Below are 22,022 nucleotides of genomic sequence, written 5' to 3' on the forward strand. Positions count from 1 at the left end.
AGCGCAGCCGCCTCCCGTGTGACGGGCGGCGCGGTTCCCCTTGGGAACCGCCCCGCCCCCGGCGGCTCAGGGCACGGCGCCCCTCACTCGCTCGCGAGTGCCCCGGTGATCGAGGCGCCCGCCGCCTTGCGGCCCGGCAGCACCGACGCCAGCAGGCCCGCGGCCACGGCGACACCGATGAACACCGCGATCTGCGCGACCGGCAGGGTGAACACCATGCTCTCCAAGGCCGTGGTCCCGGCCGCCCAACCGAACACGATGCCCAGCAGGATGCCCACGCCCGCGCCGATCAGGCACAGCACCACGGCCTCGATGCTCAGCATCCGCCGCAGCTGTCCTCGGGTCAGCCCGAGCGCCCGCAGCATCGCCGACTCGCGGGTGCGCTCCAGCACCGACAGCGCCATCGTGTTCGCGATGCCGAACACGGCGATGATGATCGCCAGGCCCAGCATGGCCGCGATGGCCAGGAAGGCGATGTTCAGCATGTCGTCGAACTGGGCCCTCATCTCTGCCATCGAGCTCACGCCCACCTTGGGGGCGTCGGCGACCGCGTCGTACACCGCGTCGCGCACCTGCTGCGCCGAGGCGTCCTCGGCCCCGTCCACCAGCACGCCGGCGGCGCCGTCCACGTCCGGGAAGGCCTTCTCGAAGTCCTGGGGGGCCAGGGTCACGCCCCCCATGCCGCCGCCGTCCTTCAGGACCGCGGCGATCTCGTACTCCTGCTCACCGTCCTCGGTGGCCAGCGGGAGGACGTCCCCGGCCTCGCGGCCGCCCGCGTACTCCTCCGACACGGCGACCTTGCCGGGGCCCATGTCGGTCAGCGACCCGGAGACGGCGTCGCTCTTGATGTCCTCGCCGAGCGTGGCGCCGATGTAGGAGCGGACGGCCAGGTCGCCCGAGGCGTCGTCGCTCTCGGTGGAGGTCCGCCGCCGCTCGACGACGGTGCCGATCGCGTCGGACTCCTCCAGCGCGTCCACCGCCGATTGCGGGACGACCGCGTCGGGATCGTCCAAGGACGCGCTGATCCGGTAGTCGGCAGGGAACTGCTCGGCCAGCCTCTCGTCCATCGTGGTCTTGAGCGAGGCGCTGACCACCGCGTAGCCGGTGATCAGCGTCGCCCCCACGGTCAGGGCGATCATCGCCGTCGCCGCCCGCTTCGGGCTGCGCCGCGAGTTGTCGGCGGCCAGCATGCTCGCCACCCCGATGCGCCGCATGGCCGGCGAGACGGCCGCGACGACCGCGCGCACCAGCAGCGGCGACAGGACCACGACGCCGACGAAGCAGACCAGCCCCGCCACCGTCGTCAGCACCATGCCGGTCGGGCCCGTCCTGTCGCCGTCGGTGGCCGCGAACACGATGCCGCCCGAGATGAGGAACAGCACGGCGCCGACCGTGATGCGCACCCAGCCGATGCCCTTCTCCAGGCCCTGCGCGGTGGCGCTGGTGCGCAGCGCCGCAAGCGGCGGTACGCGGGTGGCGCGCCAGGCCGGCAGCAGCGCTGCGCCGAGCGCCATCACGGTGCCCACGGTCATCCCGACGACGACCGGCAGGACGCCCACGACCAGCGGTTGCGAGGCGTCGGCGCCGAGCGCCTCGCCCCCGAAGGCGAATCCGGCCCAGCCGGTCCCCACACCGACGGCCACGCCCACCGCGGAGGCGACCAGGCCCACCACCAGCGCCTCGGTGAGCACGCTGAGGAACACCTGCCCGCGCGCCGAGCCCACGCACCGCAGGAGCGCCATCTCCCGCTGGCGCTGGGCCACCAGGATCGCGAAGGTGTTGTAGATGACGATCGCGGCGACGAAGACCGAGATCAGAGCGAACAGCATCAGGCCGACGGTGAGCACCTGCGTGTCGCCGCCCGCCGCCGCGGCGAGCCGGTCGCCGTAGGCGTCGCCGGTCTCCACGTGGGTGTCCGACCCAGTGACGCCCTCCACGGCGCGGACCACCTCGGCGTCGGTGACGCCCTCGGCGGCCCTCGCGTCGATCTCCGAGTACCCCTCGGCGCCCGTCATCTCCCGAGTGGTGTCCTCATCGAAGGCGACGACCCCCCGGTAGCTGAGTTCGCGGTCGACGCCGAAGTCGATCAGCCCGCTGACGGTGAACTCGTGCCGCTCGTCCTCGGAGTCGAGCACGGTGACGATGTCGCCGACCCCGTACCCCGTGGCGTCGGCGCTGGTGGTGGCCAGAGCGACCTCGCCGGAGCCCTCGGGCAGGCTCCCCTCCGCGGGCTGGAACCGGGTGTCGGGTCCCACACTCATGCCGATGGTGGGAACGGACCCCACGGCGCGCCCGTCCTTGTCGAGCAGCGGGGCGTCCCCGCGGGTCATGCCGCCGGCCGCGGCCACCTCGGGAAGGTCGCGGACCTGTTCCAGCGTGTCGGCGGGCAGCACGGGCGCCGGCGCCTCCGGGTCGGCGGGGGCGCCCTCGTCCCATGCCGGGATGGCGACGGCGGCGTACTCGTCGGCCGCCCCCAGCACCTTGGTGCTGTACCCCTCCTCGAGGGTGTCGCCGAACACCTGGGTCCCGGTGACGAACATGACGCCCAGGGCGATCGCCAGGGCGGTGGTGACCAGCCGCGCCTTGTGCATGCGCAGCCCGGCCAGGGTCGTGCGCAGCATCAGGACTCCAGCTTCAGCAGTCGGTCCGAGACGGTCTCGGCGGTGGGCGCGTGCACCTCGTCGACCAGCTGCCCGTCGCGCAGGAAGATCACCCGGTCGGCGTAGGAGGCGGCCATCGGGTCGTGGGTGACCATCACGATGGTCTGGCCCATGTCGCGGGCGGAGTCGCGCAGGAAGGACAGCACGCCGGCGCCCGAGCGCGAGTCGAGGTTGCCGGTGGGCTCGTCGGCGTAGACCACCTCGGGGGCGCCCAGTAGGGCCCGGGCGACCGCTACGCGCTGCTGCTGGCCGCCGGAGAGCTTGGACGGCAGGTGGTCCAGCCGGTCGCGCAGGCCGACCACGTCGATCAGCCGCTCGAAGCGCTCCCGGTCCACCTTGCGCTTGGCGATCTGCGCCGGCAGCAGGATGTTCTGCTCGGCGGTGAGCATCGGCAGCAGGTTGAACGACTGGAAGATGAAGCCGATGCGGTCCCGGCGCAGCTGGGTGAGCTGCCGGTCGTTGAGCCGGGTGATGTCGGTGCGGCCCAGGTGCACGGTGCCGGAGCTGGCGGTGTCCAGCCCGGCCAGGCAGTGCATCAGGGTGGACTTGCCCGAGCCCGAGGGGCCCATGATGGCGGTGTAGTGGCCTCGGGCGAATTCGACGCTGACCCCGTCGAGCGCCCGGACGGCCGAGTCGTCGACCCCGTACACCTTGGAGAGGCTCCGTGCGATCACCACGGGGGGTGCCTGTGTGCCGTCGTCGGGTGCGGCCACCGCTGCGGTCTGGCTCACGTCTCGTTGCTCCTGCTGTCGTGGGTCTGGCGGGTCCGGAGCGTTCGCGTACCGCGACCGGGCGTGCTCCGGTGCGGTCCGGCTCCGAGGTCGGACGGTGTTCCGGTAACCGGCGGGTTCGCGGCCCGGGCACCGCCCGTGACCACGCTAGGTGCGCCGGGGTGCCCGGAGCCTCGGCCGCGCAGCCGATTTCGGCGATGGCCGAAAGGAGGGGGCGCGGCCCGGTCCGGAGCCTTGGGCGGGGTCCCGGTACCGACTTTCGTCGGTACCCGCCCGGCGGGGCGGCGGGGAGCCGGGGCGCCGGGGCGCCGGGGCCGCAGAGCGGCCGTGAAGGCGCCCGTGCGCTGGGCGCGCACCGCACCGACGTTCGTCGGCCCGCGGGGGGGGACGCCCTTCACCAGGGCGAACGGAGCCCGTCCCCGCAGCCTAGACTCCGGGGGGTGTTCTATGGGGAAGGCGAGGAGCGGCGCCTGCGCGCCGCGTTCGGAGACGGATCGGTCCGGCTGTGGAAGTGGTGGTGGGAGCGCCGCCACCGGCTCGCCGACTGGTTCCTGGCCGTGTGCGCCTTTCCCTGGAACGCGCTGTTCACCCTGGCGCCCGACGGGAACCTGATCAGGGCCCTGACCGCACCCCTGCTCGCGGTGGGCATGCCCTCCCCGCTCCAGTTCGCGGTCCTGGGCACCCAGGCCCTGGCTCTGGCCCTGGCTCTGGTTCTGCCCGTCGCGGTCTCGCTCACCCTCCTGGTGCGCCGGACCCGCCCGAACTGGCTGATGAGCACCGCCCTGGTGCTCCTGCTGTTCTTCGGCAACCCCGTGCCCTGCATGCTCGGCCTGTACTCCTACGCTTCCTGGTTCACCGACCGGCGGCGGCTCGCCCTGTGGAGCGCGCTGATGGTGGCGGCCGTCGCGGGCGCCTCCCTGGTGTCGCAGAACCGCATCGCGGTGACCTTCGTCTTCCTCGTCATGGGCGTCGCCCTGCCGCTCACCCTGGGACTGTGGGTGGGCACCCGCCGCCAGCTGATCGGCAACCTGCGCGAGCGCGCCGAGCGCCTGGAGCGCGAGCAGCACCTGCTGGCCGACCGGGCCATCAACACCGAGCGCACCCGGATCGCCCGCGAGATGCACGACGTGGTGGCGCACCGGGTCAGCATGATGGTGCTGCAGGCCGGCGGACTGGAGGTGAACGCCCCCGACGAGCGCACCGCCGAGGCGGCCGGGCTCATCAGCACCACCGGGCGCGAGGCGCTGGGGGAGCTGCGGGAGATCCTGGGCGTGTTGCGCGAGTCCACCGACGGGCCGGGGGAGGCGCCCACCGCCCCCCAGCCGGTCCTGTCCGACCTGGCCCGGCTGGTGGGGGAGTGGCGCTCGGCCGGCATGGGCGTGGAGTTGGTCACCGGGGGCCGGCCCCGGCCGCTGCCCGCCCAGGCCGAGCGGACTGCCTTCCGGGTCGTGCAGGAGGCGCTGACCAACGCTGGCCGGCACGCGCCCGGGGCCGGGGTGCAGGTCAGGGTCGACTACGGGGAGCGCGACCTCGAGGTGGCGGTGTCCAACGAACCGCGCCCGCCGGGCGCGCCCGAGCCGCCGAGGGGCGGGGGGTACGGCCTGGCAGGGCTGCGCGAGCGGATCGTGCTTGCGGAGGGGACGCTGACCGCTGGGCCCTACCCGGACGGGGGCTGGCAGGTGCGGGCTGTGTTGCCGCTCACCGGGGACGGCTGAGGCCCACGCGGCCCCGGCTATGCGCTAGCGGCGCGCGTGGCGGGGGGAGCGCGCCGGAGCGCGGTGCCCGCGTGTGCAGGCAGTGACGGGGAAGGCGGCCGATGATCCGCACGGTGCTGGTCGACGACGGGCAGCTGGTCCGCTCGGGGCTGAAGATGATCCTGGAGGCGGCCGACGACATCGAGGTGGTCGGCGAGGCCTCGGACGGCGCCGAGGCCGTGCGCGTCGCCCGCGAGAGCGGGCCCGACGTCATGCTGCTGGACATCCGCATGCCCGGGGTGGACGGCCTGAGCGCGACCGCCGAGCTGGCCCGGCTGCCCGCAGTCCCGCCCCGCGTGGTGCTGCTGACCACCTTCGACCTGGACCAGTACGTGCACCAGCCGCTGCGCGCGGGGGCCGTGGGCTTCCTGCTCAAGGACACCCCGCCCCGCGACCTGATCGGGGCGGTGCGCACCGTTTACGAGGGCAACGCGATGCTGGCGCCGAGCGTGACCAAGCGGATGCTGGAGCGCTTCTCCGCCTCCGCCGCGCCGGCCGGCGACGAGGCCGGGAAGCGCCTGTCGGTGCTGAGCGAGCGCGAGCGCCACGTGCTGGTGGCCATCGCCCGGGGGATGGCCAACGCCGAGGTCGGCAAGGAGCTGGGCATGCGCGAGGCGACGGTCAAGGCGCACGTCAGCCGGATCCTGTCCAAGCTGGAGATGACCAACCGGGTCCAGGCGGCGATCCTGGCCCACGACGCCGGGTGGGCCTGAGCGCAGCACGCCGGGTCCGGGCCCCGGGGTCAGCTCCGGGAACGGGCGAGCGCCTTGCCCAGATTGGACACCCCGGCCTCCAGCGCCCCCCGCCCCACCAGGCGGAGCCCCAGGAACGCGCCGATGATCGAGCCGAAGCAGAACACCTCGGCCATGTTGTCGTCGGTCCAGCCGGCCATGCCCACGTAGTCGTCGGGGACCCAGGCCTGTCAGGACATCGCCAGGGCGTGCAGCGCGTACACGGTCAGCGCCATGGCGCCCGCGGCGGTGAGGGGCTCCAGTAGCCGGGGCAGACGCTCGGCGACGCGGAGGCACCCGGCCAGCACGCACATGGCCACGCCCACGCCCCCGGCCATCTCGATGGTGGTGGAGGTGTGCGGCATGCTCGGTCGTGTGCTCGGTCGGCTCGACGGGGGACTCCTATGACAACGCGCTGGCCGAGGCGTTCCACTCGTTGTTCAGGGCCGAGCAGGTACGCAATCTGGAGCCCTGGCAGGGCCTGGAGGAGCTAGTGTGCTGCGCCTGAAATCCGTTTCATTTCGGAGATGGCGAAGACGGGGCGGCCGAAGAAGGCCGAGTTGACGGTGACCGAGGCCGACCGCCGGGAACTGGTGCGCGGAGCGCGGGCGGCGACCTCGACCCAGGCCTACGCGCTGCGCTGCCGGATCGTCCTGGCATGCGCGGAGCCCGGCGCGTTCAACAAGGACGTGGCCGCCGAGTTGGGGATCTCCGTGCCGACCGTGGCCAAGTGGCGGGGCCGGTTCATCGAGCACGGCCCGGCCGGGCCGGCCGATGAGCCCCGGCCGGGCCGGCCGCCCTCGATCCTGCTCGACCAGGTGCAGCAGGTCGTAGAACTGACCTTGGAGCAGACCCCGCCCGATGCCACCCACTGGTCGCGGGCCTCGATGGCGCGGCGCAGCGGGCTGAGCCGCTCGACCATCGGGCGGATCTGGCGCCATTTCGACCTGAGGCCGCACCGCAGCGAGGGCTTCAAGATCTCCACCGACCCGCTGTTCGTGGAGAAGGTGGTCGACGTGGTCGGGCTGTATCACCATCCGCCCGAGCGGGCGGTGGTGCTGTGTGTGGACGAGAAGTCGCAGATGCAGGCGCTGGACCGCTCCCAGCCGGTGACGGGCGATGATGCCGGGCGCCCCCGAACGGGCCACCCGCGACTACGTCCGCCACGGCACCACCAGCCTGTTCGCCGCGTTCACCATCGCCGACGGCACCGTCATCACCGAGTTGCACCGCCGCCACCGCGCGGCCGAGTTCAAGAAGTTCCTCACCAGCATCGACACGGCGGTCCCGGCCGAGTTGGACATCCACCTGGTCTGCGACAACTACGCCACGCACAAGACCCCGACGGTGCAGCGGTGGCTGGCCCGCCGCCCCCGCTTCCATGTGCACTTCACCCCGACCGGCTCCTCCTGGCTCAACCAGGTCGAGCGCTGGTTCGCCTATCTCACCGCCCAGCTCACCCGCCGCGGCGTGCACACGAGCGTGGCCGCGCTGGAGAAGGACGTGCGCGAGTGGATCGGGCACTGGAGCACCGCGCCTCGCCCGTTCGTCTGGCGCAAGACCGCCGAGGAGATCCTCGACTCCCTCGCCCGATATCTACAACGGATTTCAGGCGCAGAACACTAGGCGGAGCCGGTCACCGCGGGGTAGTCCGTGTATCCCTCCGCGCCACCCGCGAAGTGCGTGTCGCGGTTGTCGGCGGCGAGGGGGTGGCCGTTGGTGAATCGGTCGACGAGGTCTGGATTGGCGATGAAGGGGGCGCCGAAGGAGACCGCGTCGGCCAGTTGCCGTTCGAGGATCTCGTTGCCGCTCGCTTGTGTGAAGCCGAGGTTGGCGATGACGGCGCCGTGGTAGTGGGCGCGGTAGCGGGTGAATGCGGTGAGGGTGTCGTCAGTTCCCGTGTCGGGTTCCGGGCCGAGGAGGTGGAGGTAGGCCAGGTTGCTGTCGTTGAGGCGCTTGAGGAGCTGGTCGTACTCGTCCAGCGTCTCGGCGTCCGCTGTGAAGGCAGGCCCGTGATTCCAGTAGGGCGAGAGTTTGATTCCGATGCGGTCGCTGCCCCATACGCTGCTGACGGCGTCCACGACGTCGAAGAGGAACTGGGCCCGCTTCTCACTGCTGCCGCCGTAGGCGTCGGTGCGCTGGTTGAGCCGTGGGTTGAGGAACTGGGCCACGAGGTGGGACACCTGCGCGTGGATCTCCAGACCGTCGAATCCGGCGCGCAGGGCGTTGGCGGCTGCCTGCCGGTAGGTGCTGATCGTGGTGGCGATCTCTGCGGCGCTCAGGGCACGTGGGGTGAGGGAGTCCTTCGGGCCGTCGGGAGTGAAGGACATCTCGTGGGGATTGATTGCTGAAGGGCCGGCGGGGAGCCTGCCGCCGTGGTGATCCGGGTGGGAGGCGGCGCCGACGTGACCGAGTTGCGAGACGATCCTGCCTCCCACGGAGTGCACGGCTTCGGTGACCTTGGTCCAGCCGGCGGTCTGGGCGTCGGTGTAGATGCCTGGGACGTTGATGAAGCCGATCGCGTCCGTGCTCACCCAGGTCCCTTCGCTGATGATCAAGCCGGCGCCAGCGCGCTGCGTGTAGTAGGTGGCGTGCAGGGCGGTGGGGGCCAGTTCCTCGTTGCTGGCCCGAGCGCGTGTCATGGGAGCCATGACGACGCGGTTGGGCAGCTTGAGCGCGCCCAGCTGAACGGGCTGCAGGAGGGGCTGGGTGCTGGGTGCTGAGGTCTGGTGGGACATGCGGATCTCCTTCGTGGCGGAAGTCACTCCTCGTGGGCTTGAGGAGCACGAGCGGGTTGGTGGGATCAGTCCTGCTTGAGGGCGTGGAGGGCGGACAGGGGGCCGCCGAGCTGGATGAGGCGTCCTCCCTCTCGCAGCGTTCCGAGGTCGACGGGAGCGAAGCCGAACTGGGAAGTCAGGTCTCTCACGGTGTTCTTGGCATCGGCGTCGTCGCCGGCGAGGAACAGCACCTGCCGCCCCGCCTCGTGGCGGGGATCGGGTGCGATGAACTGCGCGTAGAGGGAGTTGAACGCCTTGACCACGCGCGCTCCGGGAAGCAGGGAGGACACGTATTCGCTCCCGGTGAGGTCGCCCAGATCGGCGATCGCCGGGTGCGGGGAAAGGGAGGCGAACTGGTTGGTGGCGTCGATGACGACGGTCTTGTCCAGGCGGGGGAGCCCGGCGACGGCGTCAGGAATCCGCGGCCAGGGGACCGCGAGCACGACGAGGTCCGCGGCGGCGGCCTCCGCGGGGGTCGCGGCTGCCGCGAGCGCGCCGAGATCCTCGACCAGCGGGGCCAGGGAGGCCGGCCCCCGGCTGTTGCTGAACACGACCTCGTGGCCGTGACGGATCGCGTGCCGGGCGATGGCCTGGGCTATCGCTCCGGCTCCGAGTGTTCCGATCTTCATCGGGCGGCCCCGTTTCCGGAGCCGGCCGTCCGCGGTGTGGTGAGCAGGACGGTTCCGCTCTTGGCCGGGCGGCGGGCGTGCTCGACGGCCGCCTTGAAGTCGGCGAGGTCGTAGCTGGCCGCGGCTTCGAGCAGGTCCGGCGTGTTCTGCGCCAGGTCCTGGGCGAAGGCGACGTCCTGGGCCCGCTCCCCGGGGGTGCGGCTCATCCAGCGCAGTATCGACATTCCCCGCACCGTCAGCGCCCGCGCTATGAGGGGCAGCGCCTCCAAAGATGTCGTGCCGGAACCCAGCTGCCCGTAGGAGATCAAGGTGCCGCCGTCGGCGAGCAGTTCGGCAAGGTCCTGGGTCATGGCACCGCCGACACAGTCGAGGACCACCTGGACACCCCGCTCACCGGCGTGCAGGCGGACTTGTTCCCGCCAGTCGTCGTCGCACGTCGCGATCACGGGCTGGGAAGGGTACGACCTCCGCACCTTCTCGGCACCGGAGGTGCTGCGCACGAGGTTGATCAACTGCAGGTCGTGCCGGATTGCAGCCGCGCTGACCAGCCTGCCGACGGACGAGCTGGCGGCGGTCTGGAGGACGGGACCCGCCTGACCGCGCAGGGCTTCCTCCACCGCGCGGTACAGCATGCGCAGCGTCAGCGGGTTGACCAGCATCAGGGCTGCGGTCTCGTCGCTGACTCCGTCCGGCACCGGCACTGCCAGATCGGCCGGGACCACGACGAAGTCGCTCCATGTTCCCGGCACCGGGAAAACCGCCACCCGCTGCCCCAGGCGCGGTGCGCGGACGTCTGCTCCGACGCTCTCGACGACGCCCATCCCCTCCACTCCGGGAGTCCGGGCACCCGACTGCTGTTCCGGCTGCCCCGGCAGACCCTCCACACCGATCAGGTCCCCCGGATGGACGGGCCGGACCAGCATGCGAACCAGAACCTCTCCGCTGCCGGGAGCCAGCCAGCGGGTCTCCTCGCTCAGCGCGAGTACCTGTGTGGCATCCCCTTGCCGCGTGTACTCCACGGTGCGCATAGGCACCTCCATCCACTTTTTAATGATACGCATCATTAAAATTGAATGATGGGAGGTAACATTGAAAATGTCAAACACTGCCGACACAGGAGGGCGGCCATGCCGCGGATCACCAGGGAAGACAAGGCCAGGAACCGGCAGCACATCGTCGAGGCGGCCGGGCGCATGTTCCGCTCGCAGGGCGTCGATGCCGTAGGGATCGCCGAACTGATGAAGGAAGCGGGCCTGACCCACGGCGGCTTCTACAACCACTTCGCGTCCAAAGGTGATCTGGCCGTCGAGGCGTGCGGCGCCTCGTTCCAAGCCTCTCTGGGCTCCCTGGACCACATCCTTGGGGAAGGCGCCGATCTCACCGGCCCAGCGCTGAAGCGAGTGGTGGACAACTATCTTTCGGCCGCCCACCGCGATGCCTCGGACGGCGGCTGTCCCTCCGCCTCCCTGGTCACCGACGCCGGACGGCACAGCGACACGGTCCAGAGCGCCTACGCAGCCGGCGTGGAGGGGTACCTCACCGGCTTCGCCGAGGAGTTCGCCCGCGAGCACGAAGGGGAGATCACCTCACAGGAGGCGCGGGAGCGCGCGGTGCTGCTGCTCAGCCGACTCGTAGGGGCGATGGCCCTCGCCCGCGCCGTGAGCCACGTCCAGCCCGAACTGTCCGACGAGATTCTGCGGACCTGTCGCGCCCACGCTCTCGACTGACGGCTTCGCGTTCTCCAGCCCTGCGATGTCCCGTCCGGCGGCGAGCCGCACCATCACGGCATCGGCATCACCCGAGTCCACGGCGGGCGGATGGATCAAGGTGGCCCGACTACTTCGTCCACTGGCGGTGGTGACCGGGATTGGTCGTTGACCGGCACCACAGGAGCCGGATGAAGCGAGAGTTTCACGTCCGGATCGGAGGGAGCCGGGAGGGGAAGTTCCTCCCGGCTACCCGACTCAATGGAGGCGAATCGCGCCCACACTCGCAGTCAGCAGGTCATGCCTCTGGCGACTCCGGGCTGCAGACCTGCACGCGCAGACTGCGGTCCATGGCGGCGAAGGCGCGCTGCACACACCGGGGCAGGTCGCCGGGGGCGCCTTCGGGCAGCCACTCCTCCAGCGCGCCGCGCCAGGTGGTCACCGAGAACTCGACGAGCAGTCGCGCCTCAAGGCTGTCCGGGGCACCGATCCGGCGCCTGATCTCGGCCTGGATCTCGGCGCAGTGCCGCAGGGAGTGCCCGTTCAGCGCGGGCGAGCGCTCGATCAGTTCCAGGGTGGCGGAGAAGCGCGGATACCACTCCTCGTCCATGCGGTCGAGGGTGGCCAGAACCGCGTCGCGCAGGATGTCGGCCAGCCGTCCGGACTTCTCCGTCTCGTCGAGGACCGGCAGGAAGGTGCTCCAGAACCACTTGACAGCTGTGAACGCCACATCCTCCTTGGAGCGGTAATAGCGGAAGAAGGTCCGCCGCGATACCTCGACCTCCTCCAGGAGCGTGTCGAGCGGCGTGTTGTCGAAGCCGTGCTCGCTGAACAGCGCGAGGGCGGTTTCGGCCAGGGCCTGGCGGGTGCGTAGCTTCCTGCGTTCGCGAAGCGAGGAGGGCGGGTCGGCGGTCGTCATCCACTCCAGCGTAGCGGAGATGCCCCTGCGGAGCTTATGCTTCATTGGAGCAAATGCCACACTGTGGCGCTTTCCGTCTAAGGAGGAGGCTTCCGTGCAGGCACTCGTGGTGGACCACAGCGCGTCGGCGCATCTTGCGCTGGCCGAGGTGCCCGACCCGGCGCCCGCGCCGGACGAGGCGCTGGTGCGGGTAGAGGCGGTCTCGCTGAATTACGGCGAGGTCAAGGGTGCCACCGATCCGCAGACGCCCGAGGGCACAGTGCTCGGCTGGGATGCGGCAGGGGTGGTGGTCAAGGCCGCGGGCGACGGCTCGGGGCCGCCCGAGGGGACCCGTGTCGTCACCCTGGGCGAGACCGGCTGGGCGGAACTGCGCGCGGTGCCGACCACTCTGCTCGGTGGGGTGCCCGAGGGCTCGGACCCGGGCGTCGCCAGCACCGTTCCGGTCGCCAGCTTGAGCGCGTTGCACGTATTGCGCCGCATGGGCCCGCTGCTCGGCCGGCGCGTCATGGTCACCGGCGCCTCCGGTGGAGTCGGTCGCTACGCGGTGCAGCTTGCCGCCCGAGCGGGTGCGGAAGTGGTGGCGACCAGCCGGAATCCCACCCAGGCGGATGGTCTGCGGGCGCTGGGAGCACACGAGGTCTACTCCGAACCGGCCGCCGTGCTGCGGCCCGTAGCCGCGGCGCTGGACAACGTCGGAGGTCAGCAGCTGGTGGACACCTTCGCCGCATTGGACGCCGGCGGAACGGTGGTGAGCGTGGGCCGCTCGTCCGAAGCCGAGGCCGTCTTCGCGCCCGAGGCCCTGCTGGGCAATGAGGGACGGCACGACAGGTCCATCCGTACGTTCTTCCTGTTCTCCGACCCGGCCGCGGACTTCTCCGCCGACCTGACCTGGCTGTCCGCCGAGGTCGCCGCGGGCCGCCTCGACCCGGGGATCAGTTGGCGCGGTTCGTGGACCCGTTGTGAGGAGGCGGTACAGGCGCTGCTCGGCCGTCGCCTGCACGGCAAGGCGGTGCTGGACATCGACTGACCCGATGCTGGGCGTCACCGCAGTCGACCAGTGGAAGTGCCCGGTGGGCCGTGATCCCGCCTCTCGATAGGATCGCCCCACCGATACTTCGCCCGCGAAGGCGCCCGGGTCCTGCCCGCGGCTGGGACCCAGGACCGGCTCAAGGCGGTGACCGAGGAGATCCGGGCCGCGGGCGGCACCGCCGACTACGCTACGTGGCGCGCAGCCTGGGCGACGCCGACAGCGTGCGCGCCGCCGACTACCTGCTGACCGTCAAGGCCAACCAGCCCACACTGTTCGCCCGGGTCAAAGCGTTGCCGTGGGCCGCAGGCACCGGTGTTGGAGGCCACCCGCGAGCGCACGCACGGGAGAACGGAGGTGCGCACCGCCTCCACGGGCCGGGTGGGACGCAGCTATGCCTACCTGGTCACGAGCCCGCTGGCTGAGCGCCTCACGGACGGGGAGTTGGCGCACCTGGCGCGCGGGCACTAAGAACTCCTAACGAAATGATCTCCGAGGTGAATGGATCGCTCCAGGACCGGTGATCCGGAGGTGCGGGCTGCCCGCGGCCGCAGCCGTGGGCAGCCCCGAACGGTGGGACAAGCTCAGATACAGACCACGATCTTCCCCCGCGTGTGTCCCCGCTCGGCGTATGCGTGCGCTTCCGCGATCCGTTCGAGCGGGTAGGTCCGCTCGATGCGCGGTGTGTAGCGGGCTTGCCGGCCGAGTTCGCCCGCTTCGGCGAGGAGCGTGGAGTCGTTCTCCGCGTTGGCCAAATGCACACCCAGGCGATGCGCGTTGGCGTAGTCGGCGATCGTCGACACGCGGACAGGGTCGCCCACGATCGCAATGAGATCGGCCAGAGACCCGGAGGCCGCAGTGTCGAGGGCGATGTCGACACCGTCCGGAGCCAGGGCGGCGAGGCGTTCCGCGAGGCCAGTGCCGTAGGTGGTGGGAACGGCTCCGAGAGAGGTAAGAAACTCGTGATTGCGCTCGCTGGCCGTCCCGATCACGGTGGCGCCCTGAGCCACCGCGATCTCGACCGCAGCACTGCCCACTCCTCCGGCGGCGCCCTCGATGAGCAGAGTGCGCCCCCGCAGGGGCCCGAGCGCCTTCAGCCCGCCCATAGCGGTCACGGATCCCAGACCGGCGCCGGCGGCCTCCTCGTCGGTCCACGTGGTGGGCGCGTGGGCCCAGGCCGAGAGCACGGCCAGCTCCGCCGTCGCGCCGGTGACGCCGCCCAGCCCGAAGACACGGTCGCCGATGCTCACGCCCTGCACGCCCTCACCGGTCTCGTCGACCACGCCGACGGCATCACGCCCAGGAATCGCGGGCAGGTCCACGGGGAGCACCTCGTGCACCGCACCGGAACGCACCTTCCAGTCGACGGGATTGACGCCGGCCGCCGCAACGCGGATGCGGACCTCGCCGGCCCCGGGATGCGGGTCCGACACCTGCTCGACCATGAGAGTCTCTACACCGCCGTACTCGTGATAACGGACTGCGCGCATGACGTTCTGCCTTTCCAACACGGCCTGCACCGGCCGTTCGTGAGATCAGTGGGGTGAATGTTCGGCGAGTGCCGACGCCCGCTACGCTAGAACCTGACGTTGACGTCAGGTGCAAGTCGGGCGGGCCGCCCGACAGAGGAGGACCGGTGCGCATCGGTGAGGTCGCCGAAAAGGCGGGAGTGAGCGTCCGGGCGCTGCGCTATTACGAGGAACAGGGTCTGCTCCAGGCGGGCCGCAGTCCCGGCGGCCAGCGGCATTACCCCGACACTGCCGTCGGCCGAGTCCGGCTGATCCAACAGCTGTATGCCGCGGGCCTCCCGAGCAGAGTGGTCCGCAAGGTGCTGCCGTGCGTGGACTCGGGTGAAGTAAAAGCGCCCCCGGCACTCCTGGACCAGATGGCGGCCGAGCGTGTCCGCGTCGACCAGCGGATCACCGACCTGCTCGCTGTGCGCGACCGGCTCGACGACGTGATCGCCGTCGCGCGGGACCCTGATTCCGACTGCTCTCACGTGGAGTGAAGGCTACTGCCGCAATGACTTCAGACGTCGCCAGCAGATGAGTGCGCATCCGAGGGTGAGGAAGGCTTCGTGGATGTCGTCGCGTATCTCCCAGCGGATGCGCAGGCGGCGAACCAGTGCAGGTGCGCGAACGCGCGCTCGACGACCCAGCGTTGGGTGCCGAGGCCGGAGCCGTGCTCGGTGCCGCGGCGGGCGATCAGCGGTTTCACGCCGAGGTCCCAGACCAGGCAGCGGTACTTGTCGTGGTCATAACCGCGGTCGGCCAGCACAGCGTCCGGGCGGCGTCGGGGCCGGCCGCGCTTGCCCCGCACCGGCGGCACGGCTTGAAGGAGTGGGATCAGTTGGGTGACGTCGTTACGGTTGCCGCCGGTCAGGGTGGCGGCGAGCGGGATGCCGGTGGTGTCAGTGATCGAATGGTGCTTGCTGCCGGTTCTGCCCCGGTCGACAGGGCTTCGTCCGGTCTTGGCTCCCCCTTTAACGCCCGGATGCGCGAGCCGTCGACGGCCGCCCGGGAGAAGTCCAGGGCATTCGCGCGGCACAGCTCGGCCAGCAAGACCTCGTGGAACCGGGGCCACACCCCGGCCTCGGTCCACTCGGCCAGGCGGCGCCAGCAGGTCCTACCCGAGCCGAAGCCGAGTTCCTGCGGCAGATGTTCCCAGGCGATCCCGGTGTGCAGCACGAACAAGATGCCCTGGAACACCAGCTGGTCCGGACGCCGCTTGCGTCCCGGATGCCGAAGCCGACGCTCCACCTTGGGCAGCAGCGGCCCGAGCACCGCCCACAGCTCGTCATCGACTTCCCACGGTTTCGGCCGCGCCACCCCGCACCCCTCGGATCATCAGTCCTGGAGTGATCCAACCACCTCGAAGATCATTTCGTTAGGAGTTCTAAGCCTTTGCCACATTGGTGTTCGGGCTGCTCGGAGGGTGTACGGCGTGGCGTGGCCACGAACAAGTGGTCGGGTAGCCGGGAGGACCCCTCCCGGCCCCCACAGATCCCGGCGTGACGGTCTCCCGTCGCCGGGCTCCTCTCGATCTCACCATCAGAACTCGGGAACCCACCGCCAGTGCGCGAAGAACCGCGCATGCCGACGAACCGCCCGCCTCCACGCCGCGTGCGCCTTCTGAAGGTCCTCAACCGCATGCGGCTGGGCACGGGCTTCGACCCCGTCACCGGCAAGGTACCGGTGCCCACCGAACGCACTGTCGCCGAACTTCTTCTGCCGACCTCGACCCCCAACATCCTCGCGGCGGCCGGAGCCGCTCACGCCGAAGCGATCGCCGCCCACACCAGTCCCGCCCCCCGGCGAGCCCGACAACGTGCCCCGAACGCGAGCACCGCCGCCGACGCAGCTCTCCAGCGACCCTGCCGCGCCAGGCGCCCGGAGCGGTAGCGGTGTGCGAGCCGCGTAGGGCTTTGCCGTCGACGAACAGCACGGCAGCCTGCTCGGCGGCGCTGAGCCGGCTGAGTACGGCCGGGTCCTGTTGCGCCCGGGTCCTGTGCAGGCTCTGATCCCAGGAAGGATACAGAGCATGGCAGCACCGATGAAGTACAGCGACGAGTTGCGTGAACGCGCCACGCGCATGGCGTTGGAAGCGATCGCGGCCGAGGGCCAGAGGATGGGGCCGATCCGCCGCATCGCAGACCATCTGGTGTTCATTCGGACGGTTGCCCACCCGGTTGCAGGTTGCCGAGGCAACTTTGATGAATAGGGCACCGGCGACGGAAATTCCGCTGGGGAAAGGGTTATACCTGTGCCATAGCTATGTCAGCGCTGTCAGGTCGAAGGTGCCCGGAGGGCCCGAGAGGCTTGCCTTCGCTTCGACTCCGAAACGGTCAAGGATCTCGACCTCTCCTGCCTCGATTCCGTCCAGGGCTAGTCGAACGAGGTAGTCCGGTTCGATCATCGGGTCCTCAGGGAGAGAAATTCCGGAATCCTTCATGGCTTCTTTCAAGGTTTCGCTGGCCACGAGCCCCGGGACGAAAGCAGCCACTAGAGTTCCCTGGTCAGCCAACTCCACCCGCACCCCGTTAGTGAGTCCCCACTGTGCGGATTTGGCGGCGGCGAGGGCGGTGTTGCTCTCGACGGTAGTCCAAGCCACTGCTGACAGGACGTTGAGGATAGCGCCGCCACCATTGCTGGCCAGCACGGGGGCAAACGCCCGGATCATGGCAAGTGTGCCGAAGTAGTGCGATTCCATCAGCTGCCGGACTACATTGAGGTCTCCGCTGACGAGGCTACCGATGCCCATGTAGGCGCCGTTGTTGATCAGCAGGTCGACGTCGGTGGCGACCTCGGCGGCGGCTTCGATGGACGTCTGGTCGGTGATGTCGACATGGAGCACTTCGGCACCAGGGATATCGACAAGTTCCGGGCGGCGAGCCGTGGCATAGACCTTCGCCCCGCGGCGCAGGAGTTCGATGGCGAAGTGGCGGCCCATCCCGCTATTGGTGCCGGTGACGAGGGCTGTGGATCCTTGTAGCTGCATAAGTTCCTTATCCGACCTGGACTTGCGGGCTGCCCTGCGAGACAGATAATGACCCATCGGTCATCTTAAGTCGACAGTGGATCACAAGATGACCGACTGGTCAACTTGTTAGGATGGTGCGCATGACGCTGCCTGCCCGTTCGCTGCGCTCAGACGCGGCGCGAAACCGAGAACTGCTCCTCGCTGCGGCAGAGGAGGAGTTCAGCAAGCGGGGCATGGACGCCTCGATCGCGGATGTCGCTCGCCGTGCGGGCGTGGCGAAGGGGACCGTCTTTCGACACTTCGCCACGAAGGAGGAACTGGTCGCCGTGGTCGTAGGCGGTCATTTCGACTCGCTCAGCGCCGTCGCGGGGGAGTTGCTGGAATCCGCTGATCCTACGGGTGCGCTGCTGGAGTTCCTGGCTGTGGCGGCAGAACAGTTGCAGCACCAGGATCTTGTGTTCTTGCGGGCGGCCACGGAAGGAGATCCAAAAGTGACCGAGTGTCGGAATCAGCTGCATGTGAGGACCAATGCGTTGGTCGAACGCGCCCAGGAAGCCGGTGGAATCCGATCTGACGTCACTGGGCCCGATATCCTTATGATCCTCTGCGCTCTCGTTCACACCGTCGGGCTCCAGGCGGGACAATCGGCAGATTCATTGCAGCGTCACCTCATCATCCTCTTCGACGGACTGCGGCCCCAGGGTGCTTCTCCATTGCCGGGTCCAGGTAACTATTCAGCCGGTGGCGGGTCACGGGCAGCGCAAAGTCGGTTGACGACGGGGACGCACCTGGTCACGGACCTGTGACGATCAACGGAAAGCCCTGAGGACAGCAGAAGAGCCCCTGGACAAGAGCGATTTGGCCGATGTCGGCGAGGCTCTGCCACCACATGCCCGGGCAGTCGCCGGTGAGGAACTGGAGAAGCTGGACGGCAAAGAACGCTACGCCGTCGACCTGTGGCCGGGCCGGGCCACTGAACGCGGGCGCCGGCACGGACCGCGCGTTCTACAGCGGCAAGCACAAATGCCACGGAGTGAGCGTGCAGGTCGTAGCCGATTCCTTCGGTCGCCTGGTGTGGATCTCACCGGCGCTGCCCGGGGCCCGCCACGATATGGGGGCGGGCCGCGAGCACGGCATCATCGACGCCTTCACCACGGCCGGGGTGCGCGCGATCACCGACACCGCCTACCAGGGCGGCGGCCCGGCGATCCGGGTCCTCCAGCGTCGCCGCCGCATCGACCCCGACACCGGTCGCTACCGGCGGCTGTCGCGGGCGCGGAAAGAGGTCAACACCGCCCACGCCCGGCAGCGGGGACCGGGTCAACGCCGAGCTGAAGAACCGGCGCGTCCTGCGCAAGATCCGTTCCTGCCCCGGCCGGGCCTCCGAACTCGTCGCCGCAGTTCAGATCCTCATGCTCGCCACCCCGTGAACAGGTTGGCAAAGGCTCAATGACGCCGGGGACGACGACTACGAGGCGCACGAGGTCGACGGACAGTCCGGCGCGTTCGTCATCTGCGAGCGCTGGGAGAGCAGGCAGGACCTCGACGCGCACCTGAACACGCGGCGCATGCGGGAGCTGGTGCCGCGGATGCGCAAGCTCATCGAAGGTTCCATCAAGGACGGCATCACCCTGCTGCGTCCCTTTTGCCCTGCTCACTAGCCCGTCAGGGGGCGAAGGACCTGCCTCAGCTTGCCACGCCGGATGGCGGCCTCACGCCGTTCCCAGAGGTCACGGAACCACGCGCTCCGTGCATGCACCTCCTCCACAAGCTGGATGAGGGCTGGACGTAGGTGCCACCGGCGTGCAGGCGCAAGGCAGGGAGCGGGCCGCCTCGGAGCCGCTGCCGTGCACGCGCCGGTCCCGCTCTGGAGCATGCGGTCGGCCTTCGTCGCGTCCAGGTGGACCAAATGGCCCGGCCAGTGGGCGGCGATACGGCCCGGCGCGCGGTTGGTCTCGCCAGTGGGGTCGATGAACCGGCGCCGGGCGGGTGACGGTGCGCCGGTGCCGAGAGCCGCGGCCCGTCATGCGGGGGCGGTTCGCGGCGCGCCCCCGCGAACCGCCCCGACGGGCCCCGGACGCTTCAACCGGGATCCGCGACCGCGCTGGACCGCGCTACCTCTACTCGGCGAGCTTGGTCGGCTTGGCCGGCTCGGCGTCGCCGGGGACCTCGCCGTCCTCGCCCTTGATGATCCGGACGCCGTCTCCGTCCTTGATGATGTGGATCGACTCGTCCTTGGCCAGCTTCTCGCCCTTTTCGGCCTCCCCGCTCGGCTTGGCGGGCTTGGCGTCGACGCCCACCGGCACCTCCACGGTCTGCTCCGGCGCGGTGCCGGAGGCGAACGCGGCGGCACCGCCCCCTCCGACAGCGAGGGCCACACCGGCGACGACGGTTGCGATCTTGCGGAAGGAAGACATGGGACATCCCATTCTGTTCGGCTGGACTGCTCCGCGGAGCATCCCGGGGGTCGTTCCACCGGGAGCGGCCGCCGTGGCTGGCTGCGACCGCCACGAGCAGTAAGCCAGCCGGGACTTATCGTCAGTGTTTGGCCGATTCCATAACTCATCCATATGCCGGTGCGTTGATCATGGGCTCGACGTGGCGTTCCGTTTCAGCCTGCACCCGGCAGCGCTGAGCGGACGCGTCCGGAACAAGCCGGATACGACAAGGAGGGCAGCCGCGTGCGGGTGCTGGTGGCGGAGGACGAGGAGTTCCTCGCCGATGCGTTGCGGTCCGGCCTGCGCCGCGAAGGCATGGCGGTCGACGTCGCGCAGGACGGTGACACGGCTCTGGAGCACATCGCGGTCAACGACTACGACGTGGTGGTCCTGGACCGCGACCTCCCCGGGGTGCACGGGGACGACGTGTGCCGCAACGTGGTGGCCGACCACCCCGAGTGCCGCATACTGATGCTGACCGCGGCCGATCGGCTGGCCGACAAGGTCGCCGGGCTGCGGCTCGGGTCGGACGACTACCTGGTCAAACCGTTCGACTTCCCCGAGCTCGTGGCGCGGCTGCACGCGCTGCAGCGGCGCTCCGCACCCGCGCAGCCGCCTGTGCTGACCCGCGGTGACATCCGGTTGGACCCGGCCCGCCGCAGCGCCGAGCGCGGCGGCCTCCCCCTGTCCTTGACGCCCAAGGAGTTCACCGTCCTGGAGCTGCTCATGCGGGCGGACGGGGCGGTCCTCAGCGCTGAGCAGCTGCTGGAGAAGGCCTGGGACGCCAACGCCGACCCGTTCACCAACGCCGTCCGCATCACCGTCTCGACACTGCGGCGCAAGCTCGGCGACCCGCCCGTGCTGCATACGGCCACCGGCGTCGGCTACTACCTGGCCACCGCGGCATGAGCGCCTCCGACGGCCTCCGGCGGGGCCGACTGACCATCCGGACCCGACTCACCCTGCTCTACGGCGGCATGCTGCTCGCTTTCGGCATCGTGCTCATCTCCATCCTGTACGCACTGATGTGGTTCGTCCCGAGCTACAACCTGGCCGCGACGAGTGTGCAGGTGACCGCCGTCGAGGCGGAACGGGCCAGACCCTTCCAGCCAAGCGGACCCTCCGGGGCGAGCGAGGCCGTCGCGATCACCAGCAAGCAGGACGTCCTCTCGGTCCTGCTGCAGCTGTCCGTCGCCGCCCTGGTGGCGATGACACTGATCGCGTTCCTGCTCGGCTGGCTCATCGCCGGCCGCATCCTCGCCCCTGTCCACCGGATGACCCGCTCCGCCGGCGTCATCGCCGGGCCCACCCTGCACAAACGGATCCGCCTCAGGGGGCCCCGGGACGAGTTCACCGACCTCGCCGACACCATTGACACCATGCTCGACCGCCTGCACGCCAGTTTCCAGGCCCAGGAGCGCTTCGCCGCCAACGCCGCACACGAACTGCGCACCCCGCTGGCGACCACCCGCACCATGCTCCAGGTCGCCCGCGCCCACCCCGGGGACCACGACGTCGGCGCCCTCACGTCCAGGCTCATGAAGACCAACGAGCGCAGCATCGCGACCGTGGAGTCCTTGCTGACGCTGTCCAGAGCTGACCACGGCATCGACGAAGCGCAGCCCGTCGACCTCGCGAAGGCGGCCGCGGACGCACTGGAGCAGGTCCAGCAGGAAGCGGCGGACCGGCGGATCGACGTGCGCAGCGACCTGCATCCGGTCGTGGTCGACGGCGATGCGGACCTGCTCCACCACCTGCTGATCAACCTGCTGCAGAACGCGATCCGCCACAACGACGCGGACGGCACGGCGCACCTCGAGGTCTCCGCGCAGGAGGACTCCGCCGTGATCACCATGACCAACAGCGGCGAGGTCATCAGTCCCGAACTCGCCGATCGACTGTTCGAGCCGTTCCACCGCAAGCGATCACGTACGCAGGCCACGGGCCACGGCCTCGGCCTCACTCTCGTCCGCGCCATCGCCCACAGCCACCGCGGAACCGTTGGCGGCGCCCCCAACCCCGAGGGCGGGCTTACCGTCACAGTCGTGCTGCCCGCCGCCGGGAGCGCGCCGCAGCAGCGTTGAAGCCGGCACCACGGCGGAGCAGCGCGCGCCCTGCAGGCCGGTTTTCAGGCGGCGGTGGCCAAGCCGTTTGCCATCTCCAAGTTGGAG

23 protein-coding genes and 3 pseudogenes are annotated in these 22,022 nt (G+C 70.1%); 14 read left to right on the forward strand and 12 right to left on the reverse strand.

Features of this window, described 5'->3' with window-relative positions:
* Positions 1 to 83: 83 nt before the first annotated feature.
* Positions 84 to 2,621, reverse strand: a complete 2,538-nt coding sequence (locus LP52_RS15450; protein WP_040274378.1) for an ABC transporter permease — start codon at positions 2,619 to 2,621, stop codon at positions 84 to 86.
* Positions 2,621 to 3,391, reverse strand: a complete 771-nt coding sequence (locus LP52_RS15455; protein WP_052809890.1) for an ABC transporter ATP-binding protein — start codon at positions 3,389 to 3,391, stop codon at positions 2,621 to 2,623. The genes LP52_RS15450 and LP52_RS15455 overlap by 1 nt, the downstream gene beginning before the upstream one ends.
* Before the next feature lie 440 nt (positions 3,392 to 3,831).
* Between LP52_RS15455 and LP52_RS15460 the strand changes: the two genes are divergently transcribed.
* Together LP52_RS15460 and LP52_RS15465 are read left to right on the forward strand one after the other, a co-directional pair.
* Complete coding sequence (locus LP52_RS15460) at positions 3,832 to 5,106, forward strand: sensor histidine kinase (RefSeq protein ID WP_040274379.1); 1,275 nt, start codon at positions 3,832 to 3,834, stop codon at positions 5,104 to 5,106.
* Between the two features lie 101 nt (positions 5,107 to 5,207).
* On the forward strand, positions 5,208 to 5,858 hold the full coding sequence (locus LP52_RS15465) for a response regulator (protein WP_040274380.1): 651 nt from the start codon (positions 5,208 to 5,210) through the stop codon (positions 5,856 to 5,858).
* A gap of 29 nt (positions 5,859 to 5,887) precedes the next feature.
* On the opposite strand, the gene LP52_RS28405 is transcribed toward LP52_RS15465, so the two are convergent.
* A complete protein-coding gene (locus LP52_RS28405) occupies positions 5,888 to 6,037 on the reverse strand; it encodes a hypothetical protein (RefSeq protein ID WP_238580936.1) in 150 nt (49 codons plus the stop codon).
* 30 nt (positions 6,038 to 6,067) lie between these two features.
* Entirely contained in the window at positions 6,068 to 6,241 is a 174-nt protein-coding gene (locus tag LP52_RS28410) for a DUF418 domain-containing protein (protein WP_238580937.1), read from the reverse strand.
* Positions 6,242 to 6,249: 8 nt separating this feature from the next.
* Between LP52_RS28410 and LP52_RS28765 the strand changes: the two genes are divergently transcribed.
* Positions 6,250 to 6,384, forward strand: a complete 135-nt coding sequence (locus tag LP52_RS28765) for a hypothetical protein (protein ID WP_274518817.1) — start codon at positions 6,250 to 6,252, stop codon at positions 6,382 to 6,384.
* Between the two features lie 10 nt (positions 6,385 to 6,394).
* A pseudogene (locus LP52_RS15475) lies at positions 6,395 to 7,502 on the forward strand (IS630 family transposase).
* On the opposite strand, the gene LP52_RS15480 reads toward LP52_RS15475, so the two are convergent.
* The 3 genes from LP52_RS15480 to LP52_RS15490 form a co-directional block, all read right to left on the reverse strand.
* Positions 7,499 to 8,614, reverse strand: coding sequence for an alkene reductase (locus tag LP52_RS15480; protein ID WP_040274381.1), 1,116 nt, complete (start codon positions 8,612 to 8,614; stop codon positions 7,499 to 7,501). The pseudogene LP52_RS15475 and the gene LP52_RS15480 sit on opposite strands and share 4 nt — an antisense overlap.
* 65 nt (positions 8,615 to 8,679) lie before the next feature.
* On the reverse strand, positions 8,680 to 9,282 hold the full coding sequence (locus LP52_RS15485) for an NADPH-dependent F420 reductase (protein WP_040274382.1): 603 nt from the start codon (positions 9,280 to 9,282) through the stop codon (positions 8,680 to 8,682).
* Positions 9,279 to 10,322 (reverse strand): zinc-binding dehydrogenase, encoded by a 1,044-nt coding sequence (locus LP52_RS15490; protein WP_202966125.1) that lies wholly within the window; start codon positions 10,320 to 10,322, stop codon positions 9,279 to 9,281. Before LP52_RS15490 ends, LP52_RS15485 begins: the two co-directional genes overlap by 4 nt.
* An 87-nt stretch (positions 10,323 to 10,409) precedes the next feature.
* On the opposite strand from LP52_RS15490, the gene LP52_RS15495 reads away from it, so the two are divergent.
* Positions 10,410 to 11,009 (forward strand): TetR/AcrR family transcriptional regulator, encoded by a 600-nt coding sequence (locus tag LP52_RS15495; RefSeq protein ID WP_040274385.1) that lies wholly within the window; start codon positions 10,410 to 10,412, stop codon positions 11,007 to 11,009.
* Between the two features lie 277 nt (positions 11,010 to 11,286).
* Here LP52_RS15495 and LP52_RS15500 read toward each other — a convergent pair whose 3' ends face one another.
* Complete coding sequence (locus tag LP52_RS15500) at positions 11,287 to 11,907, reverse strand: TetR family transcriptional regulator (RefSeq protein WP_040274387.1); 621 nt, start codon at positions 11,905 to 11,907, stop codon at positions 11,287 to 11,289.
* A gap of 94 nt (positions 11,908 to 12,001) precedes the next feature.
* Between LP52_RS15500 and LP52_RS15505 the strand changes: the two genes are divergently transcribed.
* Both LP52_RS15505 and LP52_RS27940 read left to right on the forward strand, forming a co-directional pair.
* A complete protein-coding gene (locus LP52_RS15505) occupies positions 12,002 to 12,934 on the forward strand; it encodes a zinc-binding dehydrogenase (RefSeq protein ID WP_040274388.1) in 933 nt (310 codons plus the stop codon).
* Positions 12,935 to 13,252: 318 nt separating this feature from the next.
* Entirely contained in the window at positions 13,253 to 13,405 is a 153-nt protein-coding gene (locus LP52_RS27940) for a hypothetical protein (protein WP_193789997.1), read from the forward strand.
* A 113-nt stretch (positions 13,406 to 13,518) separates the two neighbouring features.
* On the opposite strand, the gene LP52_RS15510 is transcribed toward LP52_RS27940, so the two are convergent.
* A complete protein-coding gene (locus tag LP52_RS15510) occupies positions 13,519 to 14,424 on the reverse strand; it encodes an NADP-dependent oxidoreductase (RefSeq protein WP_040274482.1) in 906 nt (301 codons plus the stop codon).
* A gap of 146 nt (positions 14,425 to 14,570) precedes the next feature.
* Between LP52_RS15510 and LP52_RS15515 the strand changes: the two genes are divergently transcribed.
* Positions 14,571 to 14,942 (forward strand): MerR family transcriptional regulator, encoded by a 372-nt coding sequence (locus LP52_RS15515; RefSeq protein ID WP_040274390.1) that lies wholly within the window; start codon positions 14,571 to 14,573, stop codon positions 14,940 to 14,942.
* A gap of 3 nt (positions 14,943 to 14,945) precedes the next feature.
* Here LP52_RS15515 and LP52_RS26665 read toward each other — a convergent pair.
* Positions 14,946 to 15,762 (reverse strand): annotated as a pseudogene (locus LP52_RS26665) (IS5 family transposase).
* 712 nt (positions 15,763 to 16,474) lie between these two features.
* On the opposite strand from LP52_RS26665, the gene LP52_RS27335 reads away from it, so the two are divergent.
* Positions 16,475 to 16,654, forward strand: a complete 180-nt coding sequence (locus tag LP52_RS27335; RefSeq protein WP_157036343.1) for a hypothetical protein — start codon at positions 16,475 to 16,477, stop codon at positions 16,652 to 16,654.
* A 51-nt stretch (positions 16,655 to 16,705) separates the two neighbouring features.
* Here LP52_RS27335 and LP52_RS15540 read toward each other — a convergent pair whose 3' ends face one another.
* Positions 16,706 to 17,431: an SDR family NAD(P)-dependent oxidoreductase gene (locus LP52_RS15540; RefSeq protein ID WP_040274395.1), complete on the reverse strand. Its 726-nt coding sequence runs from the start codon at positions 17,429 to 17,431 to the stop codon at positions 16,706 to 16,708.
* A 215-nt stretch (positions 17,432 to 17,646) separates the two neighbouring features.
* Between LP52_RS15540 and LP52_RS26670 the strand changes: the two genes are divergently transcribed.
* The 3 genes and pseudogenes from LP52_RS26670 to LP52_RS28985 form a co-directional block, all read left to right on the forward strand.
* Positions 17,647 to 18,219, forward strand: coding sequence for a TetR/AcrR family transcriptional regulator (locus tag LP52_RS26670; protein WP_238580941.1), 573 nt, complete (start codon positions 17,647 to 17,649; stop codon positions 18,217 to 18,219).
* 83 nt (positions 18,220 to 18,302) lie between these two features.
* Complete coding sequence (locus LP52_RS26675; protein WP_274518818.1) at positions 18,303 to 18,866, forward strand: transposase family protein; 564 nt, start codon at positions 18,303 to 18,305, stop codon at positions 18,864 to 18,866.
* A gap of 25 nt (positions 18,867 to 18,891) precedes the next feature.
* Positions 18,892 to 19,074 (forward strand): annotated as a pseudogene (locus tag LP52_RS28985) (putative quinol monooxygenase); the annotation flags it as partial.
* Positions 19,075 to 19,533: 459 nt separating this feature from the next.
* On the opposite strand, the gene LP52_RS15555 reads toward LP52_RS28985, so the two are convergent.
* Positions 19,534 to 19,830 (reverse strand): hypothetical protein, encoded by a 297-nt coding sequence (locus tag LP52_RS15555; RefSeq protein ID WP_040274400.1) that lies wholly within the window; start codon positions 19,828 to 19,830, stop codon positions 19,534 to 19,536.
* Between the two features lie 264 nt (positions 19,831 to 20,094).
* Here LP52_RS15555 and LP52_RS15560 point away from each other — a divergent pair, with 264 nt between their 5' ends.
* Together LP52_RS15560 and LP52_RS15565 are read left to right on the forward strand one after the other, a co-directional pair.
* Positions 20,095 to 20,760, forward strand: a complete 666-nt coding sequence (locus LP52_RS15560) for a response regulator transcription factor (RefSeq protein ID WP_040274402.1) — start codon at positions 20,095 to 20,097, stop codon at positions 20,758 to 20,760.
* Positions 20,757 to 21,935 carry a sensor histidine kinase gene (locus LP52_RS15565; RefSeq protein ID WP_052809891.1) on the forward strand — a complete coding sequence of 393 codons (1,179 nt, stop codon included), beginning with the start codon at positions 20,757 to 20,759 and terminating at the stop codon, positions 21,933 to 21,935. Before LP52_RS15560 ends, LP52_RS15565 begins: the two co-directional genes overlap by 4 nt.
* The last annotated feature ends 87 nt before the right edge of the window (positions 21,936 to 22,022 follow it).

It is taken from the genome of Streptomonospora alba, assembly GCF_000826685.1.
GTDB classification, from domain to species: Bacteria; Actinomycetota; Actinomycetes; order Streptosporangiales; family Streptosporangiaceae; genus Streptomonospora; species Streptomonospora alba.

Coding starts and splice junctions, on each gene's coding strand:
- LP52_RS15450 (WP_040274378.1), bottom strand. CDS start 2,621: ATGCTGCGCACGACCCTGGCCGGGCTGCGCATGCACAAGGCGCGGCTG.
- LP52_RS15490 (WP_202966125.1), bottom strand. CDS start 10,322: ATGGAGGTGCCTATGCGCACCGTGGAGTACACGCGGCAAGGGGATGCC.
- LP52_RS27335 (WP_157036343.1), top strand. CDS start 16,475: ATGGCAGCACCGATGAAGTACAGCGACGAGTTGCGTGAACGCGCCACG.
- LP52_RS15500 (WP_040274387.1), bottom strand. CDS start 11,907: ATGACGACCGCCGACCCGCCCTCCTCGCTTCGCGAACGCAGGAAGCTA.
- LP52_RS28405 (WP_238580936.1), bottom strand. CDS start 6,037: ATGGCCGGCTGGACCGACGACAACATGGCCGAGGTGTTCTGCTTCGGC.
- LP52_RS26675 (WP_274518818.1), top strand. CDS start 18,303: ATGCCCGGGCAGTCGCCGGTGAGGAACTGGAGAAGCTGGACGGCAAAG.
- LP52_RS28410 (WP_238580937.1), bottom strand. CDS start 6,241: ATGCCGCACACCTCCACCACCATCGAGATGGCCGGGGGCGTGGGCGTG.
- LP52_RS15465 (WP_040274380.1), top strand. CDS start 5,208: ATGATCCGCACGGTGCTGGTCGACGACGGGCAGCTGGTCCGCTCGGGG.
- LP52_RS15540 (WP_040274395.1), bottom strand. CDS start 17,431: ATGCAGCTACAAGGATCCACAGCCCTCGTCACCGGCACCAATAGCGGG.
- LP52_RS15485 (WP_040274382.1), bottom strand. CDS start 9,282: ATGAAGATCGGAACACTCGGAGCCGGAGCGATAGCCCAGGCCATCGCC.
- LP52_RS15480 (WP_040274381.1), bottom strand. CDS start 8,614: ATGTCCCACCAGACCTCAGCACCCAGCACCCAGCCCCTCCTGCAGCCC.
- LP52_RS15495 (WP_040274385.1), top strand. CDS start 10,410: ATGCCGCGGATCACCAGGGAAGACAAGGCCAGGAACCGGCAGCACATC.
- LP52_RS15555 (WP_040274400.1), bottom strand. CDS start 19,830: ATGTCTTCCTTCCGCAAGATCGCAACCGTCGTCGCCGGTGTGGCCCTC.
- LP52_RS15510 (WP_040274482.1), bottom strand. CDS start 14,424: ATGCGCGCAGTCCGTTATCACGAGTACGGCGGTGTAGAGACTCTCATG.
- LP52_RS26670 (WP_238580941.1), top strand. CDS start 17,647: ATGGACGCCTCGATCGCGGATGTCGCTCGCCGTGCGGGCGTGGCGAAG.
- LP52_RS15565 (WP_052809891.1), top strand. CDS start 20,757: ATGAGCGCCTCCGACGGCCTCCGGCGGGGCCGACTGACCATCCGGACC.